Here is a 13926-nt window from a genome sequence, read left to right on the forward strand (position 1 = left end):
GTCAGGTGGGAGGGGCGACGCGGGTCAGGTAGGTGTGGTGGGTGGTGAAGCCGAGCTTGCGGTAGAGCGCCACCGCCTCGGTGTTGCGCTGCTCCACCTGGAGGAAGGCGAGCGTCGCGCCCTCAGCCGCGCCCCAGTCGGCCAGCGCCCGGATCACCCGGGCGGCCAGCCCCTGCCGGCGTGCCTGCGGGGCCACCTCGATCAGGCTGAGCCCCAGCCAGCGGCCCTGCCCGGTGACCGTGCCCCGACCCGTCGCCACCAGGACGCCGTCGGCGTACACCTGGGCGAAGCGGACCCGGTCCACGGCGGTGAGGATGTGTCGGGCGGAGGCCGGCAGGCCGCCCTTGCGGCCGGCGGCGACCGCAAGCCACTCCTCGGACGGCGCGGCGGCGAGGACGACCGGCGGCGCGGCGGCGAGGACGACCGGCGGCGCGGTGGCGAGGGTGGCCGGCGGCGCGTCGGCGTGGACGACCGGCGGGTCGTCGGCCGGGCTGACGGCGGGGGCGGGCGGTCGCAGGGTGGCCAGCGGGACGGTCTGGACCAGGGTCAATGGCCGGGCGGACCACCCCCGGGCGTCCAGTTCGGCGCCGACCGGCACGGCGAGCGGCAGCGGCGTGTTGACCATCGCGGGCTGACCGTGCGCGGCGTACCAGCGTTCGATCGCGTCCACGGCGGCCGGCAGGGGCCGGTCCGGGTCGCCGACCGGTAGCGCCGAGTTGGCCCGGCCGGTCCAGCCGTCGGCGGAGCGCAGCAGCCAGTCGCCGAGCCGCCCGCGTACCGGGGCGGGCCAGGCCTCGTCCGCGGCGAGTTCCAGCTCCACCACGGCGGTGGCGGTGGGTCGCCGGGTGGGCGGCACCCGCTTGGCCCGGTGCACCTCGGCCACCGGCACCCGGAGCCGGCCCTGGGCGGTGGCGATGGTGAGATGGGTCTCGTTCAGCTCGACGAGCTCGCCGAGGGCGTCCGAGAAGAGGGGCCGGCCCTCACGAATCCCCACAATGCGGCGAACCACGATCCGGTGTCCCACATCCTGCTGTCGGAGCACGATCGACCTCCTCCCCGGCGAGATACTAGGCTCTTAGCGTCGCGGGTGATCGCGGCGAGTCTTGCGGAGGAGAAGACCGGTGACCTACATCATCGCCGAGCCGTGCGTGGATGTGCTCGACAAGGCATGCATCGAGGAATGCCCGGTCGACTGCATCTACGAGGGCAATCGGATGCTCTACATCCACCCCGACGAGTGCGTCGACTGTGGTGCCTGTGAGCCGGTCTGCCCGGTCGAGGCGATCTTCTACGAGGACGACGTCCCGGAGCAGTGGAAGGACTACACCGGGGCCAACTACGAGTTCTTCGAGGACCTGGGCTCTCCGGGTGGCGCGTCGAAGATCGGCAAGGTGGAGAAGGACGCCACGTTCGTCGTCGGCCAGCCGCCGCGCGGCGAGGGCAGCTGAACCGGCCCGCCGCCGTGGCACCGGGGTCGCCGGCCGGGCCTGCGCCGGTCCCGGCCCGGCCCGTTGCGGTGTCGGCCCGGTTGCCCGAGTTCACCTGGGACGCCCTGGACGCCGCGGCCACGCTGGCCGCGGCGCACCCGGACGGCCTGATCAACCTCTCCATGGGTACGCCTGTCGACCCGGTGCCCCCGGTGATCCGGCAGGCACTGGCTGACGCGTCCGACGCGCCGGGATATCCGCTGACCGCGGGTACCCCGGCGTTGCGGGAGGCCATCGCCGGTTGGGTCGCCCGCGCCTGCGGTGCCGGCGTCGACGGGCTCGGGGTGCTGCCGACGATCGGTTCCAAGGAACTGGTCGCCTGGCTGCCCACCCTGCTCGGGATCGGCCCCGGCGACGTGGTCGTGGTGCCGTCGGTCGCCTATCCGACATATGAGGACGGGGCCCGGCTGGCCGGTGCCACGGTCGTCCGCGCCGACTCGCTGACCGCGGTCGGCCCCACCTCCCGGGTACGCCTGGTCTGGGTCAACTCGCCCGGGAACCCGACCGGTCGGGTGCTGCCCGCCACCCACCTGCGCAAGGTGGTCGACTGGGCCCGGGAGCGCGGCACCGTGGTGGCCAGCGACGAGTGCTACCTGCCGCTGGGCTGGACGGCCGACGCCGCGCCGGTGTCGGTGCTCGCGCCGGAGGTCTGCGGCGGGTCGTACGACTCGGTGTTGGCGGTGCACTCGCTGTCCAAGCGGTCCAACCTGGCCGGCTACCGGGCCGGGTTCGTCGCCGGCGACCCGGCGCTGGTGGCCGAGCTGCTGAAGATCCGCAAGCACGCCGGCATGATCGTCCCGGCCCCGGTGCAGGCGGCGATGGTGGCCGCGCTCGGCGACCAGGCGCACGCCGACGAGCAGCGGGAACGCTACCGGGCCCGGCGGGGGGCGCTGCTCGCCGCGTTCACCGGCGCGGGGTTCACGGTCGAGCACTCCGAGGCGGGCCTCTACCTCTGGCTCACCCGCGACGAGGACTGCTGGGACACCGTCGACTGGTTGGCCCGGCGGGGCATCCTGGTGGCCGCCGGGGCCTTCTACGGTCCGGCCGGGCAGCGACACGTCCGGGTGGCGCTGACCGGTTCCGACGCGCACGTCGGGGCGGTCGCGCAGCGGCTCGCCCAGCCGTAGGGGGCGGGTCGGGTGGGTGACGACGTCGGCCGGCCCCGGATCGCCGTGGTGGGCACCGGCCTGATCGGCGGTTCGATCCTGCTGCGGCTGCACGAGGCCGGCACGCGGGTGGTCGGTTGGGACCCGGACCCGGCGACCCGGGCCGAGGGCCGCCGTCGGGGTCTGACCTTCCCCGACGAGTTGGCCGACGCGGTGCGGGACCGGGACGTGGTCTTCCTCGGTGGACCGCTGACCAGCCTGCCGGCGACCCTGCTCACCGTGGCGGGGCTGACCGACGACAGGTGTGTCGTCACCGACGTGGGCAGCACCAAGGCTGCCGTCGCCGAGTTCGCCGGGGCGCACGGGTTGACCGGCCGGTTCGTCCCCGGGCACCCGATGGCCGGCACCGAGCGGGCCGGTCTCACCGCCGCGCTGGCCGGGCTCTTCGTCGACGCCGCCTGGGTGCTCTGCCCGAGCGTCGACGGGTTGGGCCCGTTCCGGTCACTGGTCGGGCTCGTCGTCGACGTCTTCCACGCGCACGTCGTACCGATGTCGCCGGGGGTGCACGACTCGGTCGTCGCGCTCTCCTCGCACGTACCGCACCTGTTGGCCGGCAGTCTGGCCGGGGCCGCCGCCGACTCGGTGGTGCGTGACGCGGTGGTCAGGCTCGCGGCGGGCAGCTTCCGCGACGGGACCCGGGTCGCGACGACCCCGGCGCGGCGCACCGCCGACATGCTGCTGGCCAACCGGGAGCAGGTGCTCCGGCAGTTGGCCGAGGTGCGGGCCGCGCTCGACGGGCTGGCCGAGGCGGTCCGCGCCGACGACCTGCCCACGCTGGTGGCCCGGTACGAGCGGGCCCGGACGGTACGCCTGGCCGGGCCGGACCGCGCGCGACCCGTCCGCCGGAAGTTCGACCTCGACGGCGACCCCGCCGAGGAGTTGGCGTTCGTCCGGTCGGTCGGCGAGGCCGGTGGGCATCTCACCGGCTGCACGGTGGCGGGGGGGACGGTGACGTACACCGGGCTGCGGCCCGCCGACGCCCCGGCCTGACCGCGCGGAAACCGGCGGTGCGCCGGCTGCGCCGTTAGGGTGGGTGCGTGGCGGACGGACCGGTGGTGGCGGTACGCGGTGAGGCGTACCGGGAGGTGGCTCCCGAGCTGGCCCGCTTCGAGGTGACCGCGACGGCCCGGGAACGCGACCGCCAGGCCGCCCTGACCCGGCTCGCCGAGCGGGCCGCCGCCGTCCGGGTGCTGCTCGACGAGCACGAGCCGGCGGTGGACCGGCGGGAGGCCGGGGAGCTGCGGGTACGTCCCGAGACGAACCGGTCCGGTGAGCGGGTCGTCGGCTATCTGGGCAGCGTCTCGACCACCGTCACCGTCACCGACTTCGGCTCCCTCGCCGAGTTGATGCTGCGGCTGGCCGAGCTGGACCACGTCGAGGTGGCCGGCCCCTGGTGGTCGCTGCGCCCGGACAGCCCGGTCCACCGGGAGGCCCGGCACGCGGCGATCGCCGACGCGTTGCGCCGGGCCCGGGAGTACGCCGAGGCGCTCGGTGCCCGGGTGACCGCCCTGCTGGAGCTGGCCGACACCGACGAGGGGTTCGGCGGGGGCGGGGCGATGTACGCCCGGCAGGCCCGGCAGGGCGGTCCGCCGGAGCTGGAGCTCGACCCCCGCCCGCAGTCGGTGCACGCGGTGGTGCGGGCCCGGTTCACCATCAGCGAGCCGGTCCTGACCTGATGCCCGGGGCCCGTGCGTTCTCCCTCGACGACCTGGTGGCCCGGGCCCGGTCGCTTGCCGACGCCGGCCCCCGCCAGCTGCTGGGCATCGCCGGGGCACCCGGCGCGGGCAAGTCCACCCTGGCCGAACGGCTCGTCGCGGCGGTCGGCCCGACCGCCCGGCTGGTGCCGATGGACGGCTTCCACCTCGCCCAGGCGGAGCTGGTCCGGCTGGGCCGGGCCGACCGCAAGGGCGCGGTGGACACCTTCGACGCCAACGGTTACGTCTCGTTGCTGCGTCGGTTGCGCCGGTTGGAGCCGACCGCCGTGTACGCGCCGGTGTTCCGCCGCGATCTGGAGGAGCCGGTGGCCGGGGCGGTGGAGGTGCCGCCCTCGGTCCGGCTGGTGGTGACCGAGGGCAACTATCTGCTGCTCGACGAGCCACCCTGGGACGAGGTGCGCTCGCTGTTGCACGAGGCGTGGTTCCTCGACCTGGACGCCGAGCTGCGGTTGCGCCGGTTGGTGGCGCGGCACCTGGCGTACGGGCGGTCCCCGGAGACGGCGACGGCCTGGGCGTACGGCAGCGACGAGGTGAACACCGCGGTGGTGGTGGGCACCGCCGGCCGGGCCGACCTGGTGATCCGGTCAACCGACCCGGGGTGACGGGACGGTCCGCCGCAGGAGCCGGGCCACCAGGGCACGTTCCCGGTGGAACTCCAGCGCCTCCGGGTAGCCGCTGTGGTTGCGGATCGGCGGGTCGGCGACCTCGCCCCCGCTGGGGTGCAGCGCCTCCGGGTCGGTCACCGGCACGTTCCGTTCCCCGGCGTCGACCTGCCAGCCGAGCGGGTCGGTCCCGCGCCAGAAATTGGTCCACGCGACGTAGCCGGAGGGCCAGGTCAGGCTGTCGGCGAGCACCCGGAGCCGGTCCGGTCCGAAATAGGCGGGGAAGACCCGTCCGTAGAGCCGGGTGAGCTGGCAGCCGTACGACAGGAACCAGATCCGTCGCCGCCACCGGGCGGGCAGCTGGAGCAGCATCGCCGCGCAGATCACCGTGCCCTGGCTGTGCCCGGAGAGGATCACCCCGTCCACCCGGCGCGGGTCGTGCTCGGTCAGCGCCAGTATCCCGGCGACCCGGGTCTGCAACTCGGGGACGGCCCGTTCCGCATAGCTCGGCGGGGCGAGCGGATGCGCGGCGCGGGGCCAGAAGGTGCCGACGTCCCAGAGCACCCCGACGCTGCGCCGGACGGTGTCGTTGCGGTAGACGAGCATGCCCAGGCCGGCGACCACCAGGGGGAGCCAGCCCAGCATGGTGTCGCCGAGGTTGGCGGCGGTGTGCACCAGGCCCGCCCAGCCCGACGCCCCCGCCGGTGCAGGCCGGGTCCGGGTGAGCGTGGCCACGCAGGAGAGGGCCACCAGCACCGCCGCGACTGTGGCGTAGCAGCCGATCAGCCGTACCGCGTGCTCGCCGACCAGCCGGTGCAGCGCGCGGTACGTGCCGACGTCCCGGCAGCGCCGCAGGTCGTGCGCGGAGACGGCCTGTCCGCCGCTGGTGAGCTGGGCGTACTCGACGCGGCGCAGCCGCTGGAAGAGCACCCCGGCGCGGATCAGCGTGCCGATCAGGGCGGCCGTGGCGACGGTGAAGGCCAGCCCGGCCCAGATCGCCGGCAGCGGCGGCACGACAGGCGAGAAGCCGCTGGGTGAGGCCGGGCCGTTGAGCCGGTCGGTGACCCAGTAGTGCAGGCCGGCGCAGTAGGCGATGGCCATCATCCAGCCGAAGCCGGCGATCACCGCGGCCCCCCGGCCGCCCCAGGCCACGGCGGCGTGCGCGCCGAGCGGCTGCTGGTCGGCAGCGCTGTCGGTGCGGGGCAGCAGCAGCCCGATCGCGGCGACCGCGATGGCCGGCGCGGTGAGCATCCAGATCCGCAGCCCGTCGGGGGTGGCGGGGAGGCCGGGCAGCCGGCCGTCGAGCCAGGCCATCCCGAGGGGGAGCAGCACGCCGGCCGCGGCGGGGGCGAGCAGGGCGCGTCGTCCCGACCGGGCGACCGTGCCGATGGCGATCAGCAGCAGCACCTGGTAGGTGGCGAACCAGGCGATGGTGCCGTCGTACCCGGGCAGGGAGTGGTCGGTGAGGCAACCGGCGAGGCCCGGGTCCCCTGTGCAGCCAGCCGGCGGGCGGAACTGTGCCAGCGGGGTGCCGGCGGGGCCGTCCGGCAACAGCAGGAGGGCGAAGGCGCCGGCCAGCGCGAGGCCGGTGAGCACCCCGACGGCGAGACTCCACCGACCGAGCGGGGTGGCCCCACTGCGGCGGGTCAGCCAGGGGCGGCCCACCGCCACGACCGCGATCGCCACGACCGCGACCTGGGCGACGACGGTCGGGGTGGCGACCAGGGCCCGGACACCCCGGGGCGGGTCCATCACCAGCACCGCGCCGACGGGCACCGCGGCGGCGAGCACCGCGCCGACGCACAGGTGCAGGACGGCGGCGCGGCGTAGCTGGCCCTCCCCGCACCAGAAGGTGGGGTCCTGCAACGGGTTGGCCAGGGGTTTCACCTCCCCGTCGTCCGCTGCCGGCGGGTGCGGGCGGGGTTCGGCGGGCATCTCGGCCTCGTACTGGTAGGTGCGCCAGGCGACGATGCCGAGCACCAGCAGCATGGCCAGCGGCAGCAGCAGGCCGACGGCGAGCGCGTGGGCGTCGGCGTGCCACCAGCCCCGGCCGAGGAACTCCCACGGGCCAGGCAGTTGCCGCAGGCACTCCTGGTCGACGCACTGCCAGGCGATCAGGTCGACCCCGATGCCGGTGGTGGCGAGCACCAGGGTGCCGGTGAGGCTGAGGCAGAACAGCCGGATCAACCAGGCGGTGATGCCGGAGCGGCTGCCCCAGCGTTCGGTGTCCGGATCGGACGGGATGCCGGGCCGGGCGTACAGGGCGACGTTGGCCAGGGTGAACGGCAGCAGCAACGTCCACAGGGCCCGTTCGACGTCCCGCCTGGTCCGCGCCCCCGAGGTCAACTGCCCCCAGCTGTACGCCTCGACGACGAGGGGGTCGTCGGGGGCGGACGTGCTGGCGCGGTAGAAGCCGGTGACGTCACCGCCGGAGACGAGCCGGGGCTGCGGGCCGGCACCGGTCGGGTCGGTGGGCAGTCCGAGGATCTGGTCGGGTGGGGTGTTGGACACGCCGTGCACCCGAAGTTCGAGTACCCGTTCGGCCATCGGTGCTCCCTGGTGACGTCGTCACTACCCAGAGTGCATCGGAATTCACGATTCGCCCACCGATCCGGCAAAGGTTTTCGCAGCTCAGGCTGTCATTCCAGGGTACGTATCACCCGTGCGGGGTTACCCACGGCAACCACGTTGGGTGGTAGGTCGCGGGTGACCACCGCGCCGGCGCCGACCACCGTGTTCTCCCCGACGGTCACCCCGGCGAGAACGATCACCCCGCCGCCGAGCCAGACGTTGTCGCCGATGGTGATCGGTTGGGCGGCCTCCCACCGGGCCCGGCGTGGTCCCGGCTCGACCGGGTGGGTGGCGGTGAGCAGCTGCACGTTCGGTCCGATCTGGACGTCCGCGCCGATGGTGATCCGCGCGACGTCGAGCAGGACGGCGTTGAAGTTCACGAAGCTGCGTGCGCCGAGGTGGGTCTGCCAGCCGTAGTCGCAGTACAGCGGTGGGCGTACCCAGGCGTCCTCGCCGACGGTGCCGAGCAGCTCGCGCAGGGCGGCGAGCCGGCCCTCGGGGTCGTCGGCGGAGCTGCGGTTGAAGCGTTCGGTGAGCCGCGCGGCGCGGTCCAGGTCGGCGATGATCTCAGGTTCGTTCGCGATGTACGGCTCGCCGGCGAGCATGCGTTCCCTCATGGACGTCACCAGGTGATCGTGGCTGATCGACCGGCCGGACGCCGGTAACCGAGGGGCCGTGTCTCGGCAATGTGGCCGGAAGGTCATCATCCGGACTTCTTTTTACATACTGAGTATGTAATTCTGAGGCGTCGATATGACTCCCGTCATGGAAGACGCCCCAGAAGGAGGGATCCGTTGCACGGAACCAGAAGAACCGCGGCCGGTGGGCTGGTGCTCGCCCTGGCCCTCGGTCTACCGGCGACGAGTGCGGGCGCCGCGCCCGCAGCTCAGGCCACGCCCCGACCCGCCGCGCCAGCCGTGGGCTCCATCACGGTCACCCTGATCACCGGGGACCAGGTCACCGTCACCCGCACCGGCGGCGCCGCCGTGCGCCCCGGCGCCGGCCGCAAGCACCAGCAGTTCGTGGTGAGCCGCGAACGCGGTCACCTCTCCGTGGTGCCCCGGGACGCGCTGCCGCTGCTCCGCTCGGGGCAGGTCGACAGGCGACTGTTCGACGTCACCGCGCTGATCGACGCCCGCTACGACGACGCCCACCGCGACAGCCTGCCGCTGCTGGTGTCGTACCGCTCGGGGCAGGCCCGGCGCGGTGCGGCCGGACTGCCCGGCACCCGGGTGACCCGCGACCTGCCGGCCATCCGGGGCGCTGCCCTGACCGCGGGCAAGTCCTCGGCCGGCGCGGTCTGGTCGACGCTCACCGGCGGGGCCGGCGGTGCCGACAGGGCCGGCGGGGCCGGCGGTGCCGACAGGGCCGGCGGGGCCGGCGGTGCCGACAGGGCCGGCGGGGCCGGCGGTGCCCGGCTCGACGCGGCAGGGGGCGTCGAGCGGATCTGGTTGGACGGCCGCCGCGCGGTCTCGCTCGACCACAGCGTGCCCCAGATCGGCGCACCCACCGCCTGGGCGGCCGGCTACACCGGCAAGGGGGTGACCGTCGCGGTGCTGGACACCGGCATCGACGCCACCCACCCGGACCTGGCCGGCAAGGTGACCGAGGCACGCAACTTCAGCGACACGCCGGACCAGAAGGACACCGTCGGCCACGGCACCCACGTCGCGTCCACCATCGCCGGCACCGGTGCCGCCTCCGGTGGCAAGTACAAGGGTGTCGCGCCGGACGCGAAGCTGCTCGACGGCAAGGTCTGCGAGGACTTCGGCTGCGCCGAGTCGTCGATCCTGGCCGGCATGCAGTGGGCCACCGTCGACAAGAAGGCCACCGTGGTCAACCTGAGCCTCGGCGGCCGGGACACCCCGGAGCTCGACCCGCTGGAAGAGGCCGTCCAGACGCTCACCGCCCAGACCGGCAGCCTCTTCGTCATCGCCGCCGGCAACGACGGCTCGGACGGCTCGGTCGGCTCACCGGGCACCGCCGACGCCGCGCTCACCGTCGGCGCGGTCGACCGGGACGACGAGCTGGCCGAGTTCTCCAGCCGGGGCCCCCGGGTCGGCGACGACGCGCTCAAGCCCGACATCACCGCCCCGGGCGTCGACATCGTGGCCGCCCGCTCCGCCAACGGCCAGATCGGCGATCCGGTGGGGACGCAGTACGTCGCGCTCTCCGGCACCTCGATGGCCACCCCGCACGTCGCCGGCTCGGTGGCGCTGCTCGCCCAACAGCACCCGGGCTGGAAGGCCGGGCAGCTCAAGGCGACCCTGATGGCCGCCGCCAAGCCGCACCCCACGCAGACCGCCTACGAGCAGGGCGCCGGCCGGGTGGACCTGACCCGGGCGATCACCGAGCAGGTCACCACCGACCCGGTAAGCGTCTCGTTCGGTCGGGCCCTCTGGCCGCACGGTGACGACGCCCCGATCACCCGGACCGTCGCCTGGCAGAACGGCGGCTCCGCCCCGGTCACCCTCGACCTCACCCTTGAGGTGAAGGGCCCGGGCGGGAAAGCCGCGCCGGCCGGCATGTTCGCCCTCGGCGTCAACCGGATCACCGTCCCGGCGGGCGGCCGGGCCGAGACCACCGTCACCGCGGACACCCGGCTCGGGGTCGACGGCTACTGGACCGGCCGGATGGTGGCCCGCTCGGGCAGCACCGTGGCGGTCACCCCGCTGGCGGTGCACCGGGAGGTGGAGAGCTACACCGTCACGCTCACCCACCTCGACCGGAACGGCAAGCCCGCCGCCGACTACGCGACCACCCTGGTCGGCCTCGCCGACTTCGACGTGCGGGACGTCTTCGGCGCCGACGGTGTCGCCGAGGTCCGGATCCCCAAGGGCCGGTACGGGCTGAGCAGCGTCCTGTTCGAGGAGGCACCGGAGGGCGAGTCCAGCGGGCTGGCCCTGCTCAGCCAGCCGGAGTTGGTGGTCGACGGCGACACGGCGCTCACCATCGACGCGCGTCGGACCGGGCCGGTCCGGATGACCGTCCCGCAGGCCGACGCGAAGGTCGTCCTGGTCGATGTCGCCGCCAACTTCTTCACCGACGACGGCGGTAGCTACAGCTTCGGCGTGGGCTCCGACACCTTCGGCGGGGTGCGCACCGGGCAGCTTGGCGGCACGGTGACGGACAAGCGGTTCATCTCCTCCTTCAGCAGCCAGTGGGCCGACCTCGACGTCGCGCACAGCCCCTACCTGTACGCGCTGAGCGAGGTCGTACCGGGCAGGCTGCCCACCGGGTTCACCCGCGACTACCGACCGCGTGACCTGGCCACCGTGGTGCACAAGTTCCACGACGCGTACCCGGAGCTCGAGGCCGAGCGGTTGGTCTTCCCGGACAACGGTTACAACACCGGCGGCTGGGCGGTGAACGTCCCCACCACCGTGCCCGGCCAGCGCACCGAGTACTACAACACCAAGGGCATGCGCTGGGACTCCGAACTGGACTTCGGCACCCGGACCGAGGAAGGCTGGCTGGACCTCAAGGCGCTCCTCCTGGGCCGGTCCGCCGCCTACCAGGCCGGTCGGAAGGTCACCGAGACCTGGGGGTCCGCGCCCCTCGGGCCGACCCTGCCCACCCCGCGCTGGCCGGAGGAGGACGTCACCCGGATCGGGGACACCATCTGGGTGAGCGTGCCACTGCACAGCGACGCGGCCGGACACATCGGGGTGTCGCTGAACGACAGCTCCCGTACCGCGCTGTGGCGCAACGGCAAGCTGGTGGCGGAGAACGACGAGTCGGGGTACGGCGAGTTCACCGTGCCGAAGGAGGCCGGCGACTACAAGCTGACCGCCGGGGCCAAGCGGAGCCTGACCGATCTCAGCACCGAGGTCGAGGCGAGCTGGACCTTCCGGTCCGGGCACGTGGCGGGTGACACGCCCAAGCGGCTGCCGCTGTCGGAGATCCGGTTCACCCCGCGGTTGAGCGCCGACAACACCGCACCGGCCGGGCGGGTCTTCGCCGTTCCGGTCCAGGTGCGGCGGCAGGCGGGTGCCGGCACCGCCAAGGTGGCCAAGCTGAGCGTCGACGTCTCGTACGACGGCGGGAAGACCTGGCGACGGGCGACCGTGGTGAAGGTGCCGGGCCAGGGCACCGTGGCGCTGGTCAACCACCCGGCCGGTGCCGGGTACGTGTCCCTGCGGGCGACCGCCCGGGACACCGACGGCAACACCGCGAGCACCCGGATCATCCAGGCGTACCGCCTGAAGTGAACCGAGGTCCGGGCCCACGACGGTCTCGTCGCGGGCCCGGACCGCTCGGTCGTCAGTCGTTGGCGTGCAGGGCGGCGTTCAGCTCGATGCCCCGACCGGTGCGCGGCTTCGCCTCCAGCGCCCCGGTGACCGAGTTGCGCCAGAACAGCAGCCCGTCGACGCCGGACAGTTCGCGGGCCTTGACCACCCGGCCGTCCGGCAGGGTGATCTTCGAGGCGGCGGTGAGATAGCAGCCGGCCTCCACCACGCAGTCGTCGCCCAGCGAGATGCCGACCCCGGCGTTCGCGCCGACCAGACTCCGCTCGCCGATCCGGACCCGGTCGGTGCCGCCGCCGGAGAGGGTGCCCATGATCGACGCGCCGCCGCCGATGTCGGAGCCGTCGCCGACCACCACGCCCTGCACGATCCGGCCCTCGACCATCGAGGTGCCCAGCGTGCCGGCGTTGAAGTTGACGAAGCCCTCGTGCATCACGGTGGTGCCGCTGGCCAGGTGGGCGCCGAGCCGGACCCGGTCCGCGTCGGCGATCCGCACCCCGCCAGGCACCACGTAGTCGGTCATCCGGGGGAACTTGTCCACCCCGTACACGGCCAGGTGGCGGCCGGCGGCCCGCTCGATCACCCGCAACTCGTCCACCCGCTCCGGCGGGCACGGCCCGGCCGACGTCCAGGCGACGTTCGCCAGTTGGGCGAAGATGCCGTCGAGGTTCAGCTCGTTGGGCCGCACCAGGCGGTGGGAGAGCAGGTGCAGCCGCAGGTACGCGTCGGCGGCGTCCTTGATCGGCTCGTCCAGCGCGCCGATCACGGTGACCACCTGCACCGTACGCAGGCCGGGCAGGGCCCGCTCGCCGATCGCGCCGGGCGGCAGGTCGAGCACGTCGGCCTGGTCCTCGCCGGGGACCAGCGGCAACTCGCCCAGCCCCAGCTTGCCGGTCGGGTACCAGGTGTCGAGCACCTGCTCGGCGGCGGTCACGGTGGCCAGGCCGATACCCCAGGCGGATTGGGACGTCACTGTTCTACCCTCTCGTTCGCGGCTGCGGGCCCGCGCGGGCTCACCCCTCGCGCCCACCGTTCAGGACGGTACCGTGCGAACCATGGAGAACCCGCTTACCCCCGAGGTCCTGGCCGATCCGGTGGCGCTGACCCGTGCCCTGGTCGACATCGAATCCGTCTCCCTCGACGAGAAGGCCATCGCCGACTGCGTCGAGGAGGTCCTGCGCCGGGTGCCGCACCTGAGCACCTTCCGGCACGGCAACACGGTGATGGCGCGGACGGACCTCGGCCGGGCCTCCCGGGTGGTGCTCGCCGGGCACCTGGACACGGTGCCGCTCAACGACAACTTCCCGTCGACAATGCGCGGCGACCTGATGTACGGCTGCGGCACCTCCGACATGAAGTCCGGGGTGGCGTTCGCGCTGCACCTGGCGGTGACCCTGCCCGACCCCCGGTACGACGTGACGTACTTCTTCTACGAGGCCGAGGAGATCGAGTCCCGGTACAACGGGCTCACCCTGGTCTCCCAGGCCCACCCGGAATGGCTCCAGGCCGACTTCGCGGTGCTGCTGGAACCGACGTACGGCATCGTCGAGGCCGGTTGCCAGGGCACCATGCGGGCGGTCGTCACCACCCACGGCGAGCGGGCCCACGCGGCCCGGTCCTGGCGCGGGGTCAACGCCATCCACGGCGCGGGGGAGGTGCTGCGCCGGCTCTCGACCTACCAGGCCCGGCGGGTCACCATCGACGGTTGCGACTACCGCGAGGGCCTGAACGCGGTACGGATCCACGGCGGGGTGGCCGGCAACGTCGTACCCGACCGCTGCGAGATCGAGATCAACTACCGGTACGCGCCCGATCGTGACCCGGCGGCGGCCGAGGCGCACCTGCGGGAGGTGCTCGACGGATTCGAGCTGACGGTCACCGACGCGGCCGCTGGCGCGCCTCCCGGACTCGACTCGCCGGCGGCCCAGGAGTTCCTGGCGGCGGTGGGTGCGGCCCCGATCGGCAAGCTGGGCTGGACCGACGTGGCCCGGTTCGCGGCGATGGGCATCCCGGCGCTGAACTTCGGCCCGGGCGACCCCAACCTGGCCCACCACAAGGACGAACACGTCGAACTCACCAAGATCCGCGACGGCGCCGCCACCCTCCACCGCTGGCTCACCCCCGCCTGACCCCCCACC

11 protein-coding genes are annotated in these 13926 nt (G+C 73.8%); 7 read left to right on the forward strand and 4 right to left on the reverse strand.

Annotated features, from left to right (window positions below; all coding sequences use genetic code 11):
* Position 1: 1 nt before the first annotated feature.
* Positions 2 to 1042, reverse strand: a complete 1041-nt coding sequence (locus AC0AIB_RS22530; RefSeq protein ID WP_465097433.1) for a GNAT family N-acetyltransferase — start codon at positions 1040 to 1042, stop codon at positions 2 to 4.
* Positions 1043 to 1121: 79 nt separating this feature from the next.
* Between AC0AIB_RS22530 and fdxA the strand changes: the two genes are divergently transcribed.
* From fdxA to AC0AIB_RS22555, 5 genes are all read left to right on the forward strand, one after another.
* Positions 1122 to 1448, forward strand: a complete 327-nt coding sequence (gene fdxA / locus AC0AIB_RS22535; RefSeq protein ID WP_328343144.1) for a ferredoxin — start codon at positions 1122 to 1124, stop codon at positions 1446 to 1448.
* 80 nt (positions 1449 to 1528) lie between these two features.
* Positions 1529 to 2614, forward strand: a complete 1086-nt coding sequence (gene dapC, locus AC0AIB_RS22540) for a succinyldiaminopimelate transaminase (RefSeq protein WP_465097434.1) — start codon at positions 1529 to 1531, stop codon at positions 2612 to 2614.
* Positions 2615 to 2626: 12 nt separating this feature from the next.
* On the forward strand, positions 2627 to 3643 hold the full coding sequence (locus AC0AIB_RS22545) for a prephenate dehydrogenase (protein ID WP_328343146.1): 1017 nt from the start codon (positions 2627 to 2629) through the stop codon (positions 3641 to 3643).
* A gap of 47 nt (positions 3644 to 3690) precedes the next feature.
* Complete coding sequence (locus AC0AIB_RS22550) at positions 3691 to 4329, forward strand: SIMPL domain-containing protein (protein ID WP_465097435.1); 639 nt, start codon at positions 3691 to 3693, stop codon at positions 4327 to 4329.
* A complete protein-coding gene (locus AC0AIB_RS22555; protein ID WP_328343149.1) occupies positions 4329 to 4970 on the forward strand; it encodes a nucleoside/nucleotide kinase family protein in 642 nt (213 codons plus the stop codon). The genes AC0AIB_RS22550 and AC0AIB_RS22555 overlap by 1 nt, the downstream gene beginning before the upstream one ends.
* Here the strand turns inward: AC0AIB_RS22555 and AC0AIB_RS22560 are convergent.
* Entirely contained in the window at positions 4953 to 7517 is a 2565-nt protein-coding gene (locus AC0AIB_RS22560; protein ID WP_328343151.1) for a hypothetical protein, read from the reverse strand. The two genes, AC0AIB_RS22555 and AC0AIB_RS22560, sit on opposite strands and share 18 nt — an antisense overlap.
* 92 nt (positions 7518 to 7609) lie before the next feature.
* On the reverse strand, positions 7610 to 8167 hold the full coding sequence (locus tag AC0AIB_RS22565; RefSeq protein ID WP_328343152.1) for a sugar O-acetyltransferase: 558 nt from the start codon (positions 8165 to 8167) through the stop codon (positions 7610 to 7612).
* 168 nt (positions 8168 to 8335) lie between these two features.
* Between AC0AIB_RS22565 and AC0AIB_RS22570 the strand changes: the two genes are divergently transcribed.
* The gene (locus AC0AIB_RS22570) at positions 8336 to 11752 is read left to right on the forward strand and encodes a S8 family serine peptidase (protein WP_465097436.1); all 3417 of its coding nucleotides are present in this window, start codon (positions 8336 to 8338) and stop codon (positions 11750 to 11752) included.
* A 52-nt stretch (positions 11753 to 11804) separates the two neighbouring features.
* Here AC0AIB_RS22570 and dapD read toward each other — a convergent pair whose 3' ends face one another.
* Positions 11805 to 12761, reverse strand: coding sequence for a 2,3,4,5-tetrahydropyridine-2,6-dicarboxylate N-succinyltransferase (gene dapD, locus AC0AIB_RS22575; protein ID WP_328343156.1), 957 nt, complete (start codon positions 12759 to 12761; stop codon positions 11805 to 11807).
* 82 nt (positions 12762 to 12843) lie between these two features.
* Between dapD and dapE the strand changes: the two genes are divergently transcribed.
* On the forward strand, positions 12844 to 13917 hold the full coding sequence (gene dapE / locus AC0AIB_RS22580; protein WP_328343158.1) for a succinyl-diaminopimelate desuccinylase: 1074 nt from the start codon (positions 12844 to 12846) through the stop codon (positions 13915 to 13917).
* Positions 13918 to 13926 lie beyond the last annotated feature (9 nt).

The organism is Micromonospora sp. DSM 43699 (genome assembly GCF_055517075.1).

Coding starts and splice junctions, on each gene's coding strand:
- AC0AIB_RS22555 (WP_328343149.1), top strand. CDS start 4,329: ATGCCCGGGGCCCGTGCGTTCTCCCTCGACGACCTGGTGGCCCGGGCC.
- AC0AIB_RS22560 (WP_328343151.1), bottom strand. CDS start 7,517: ATGGCCGAACGGGTACTCGAACTTCGGGTGCACGGCGTGTCCAACACC.
- dapE (WP_328343158.1), top strand. CDS start 12,844: ATGGAGAACCCGCTTACCCCCGAGGTCCTGGCCGATCCGGTGGCGCTG.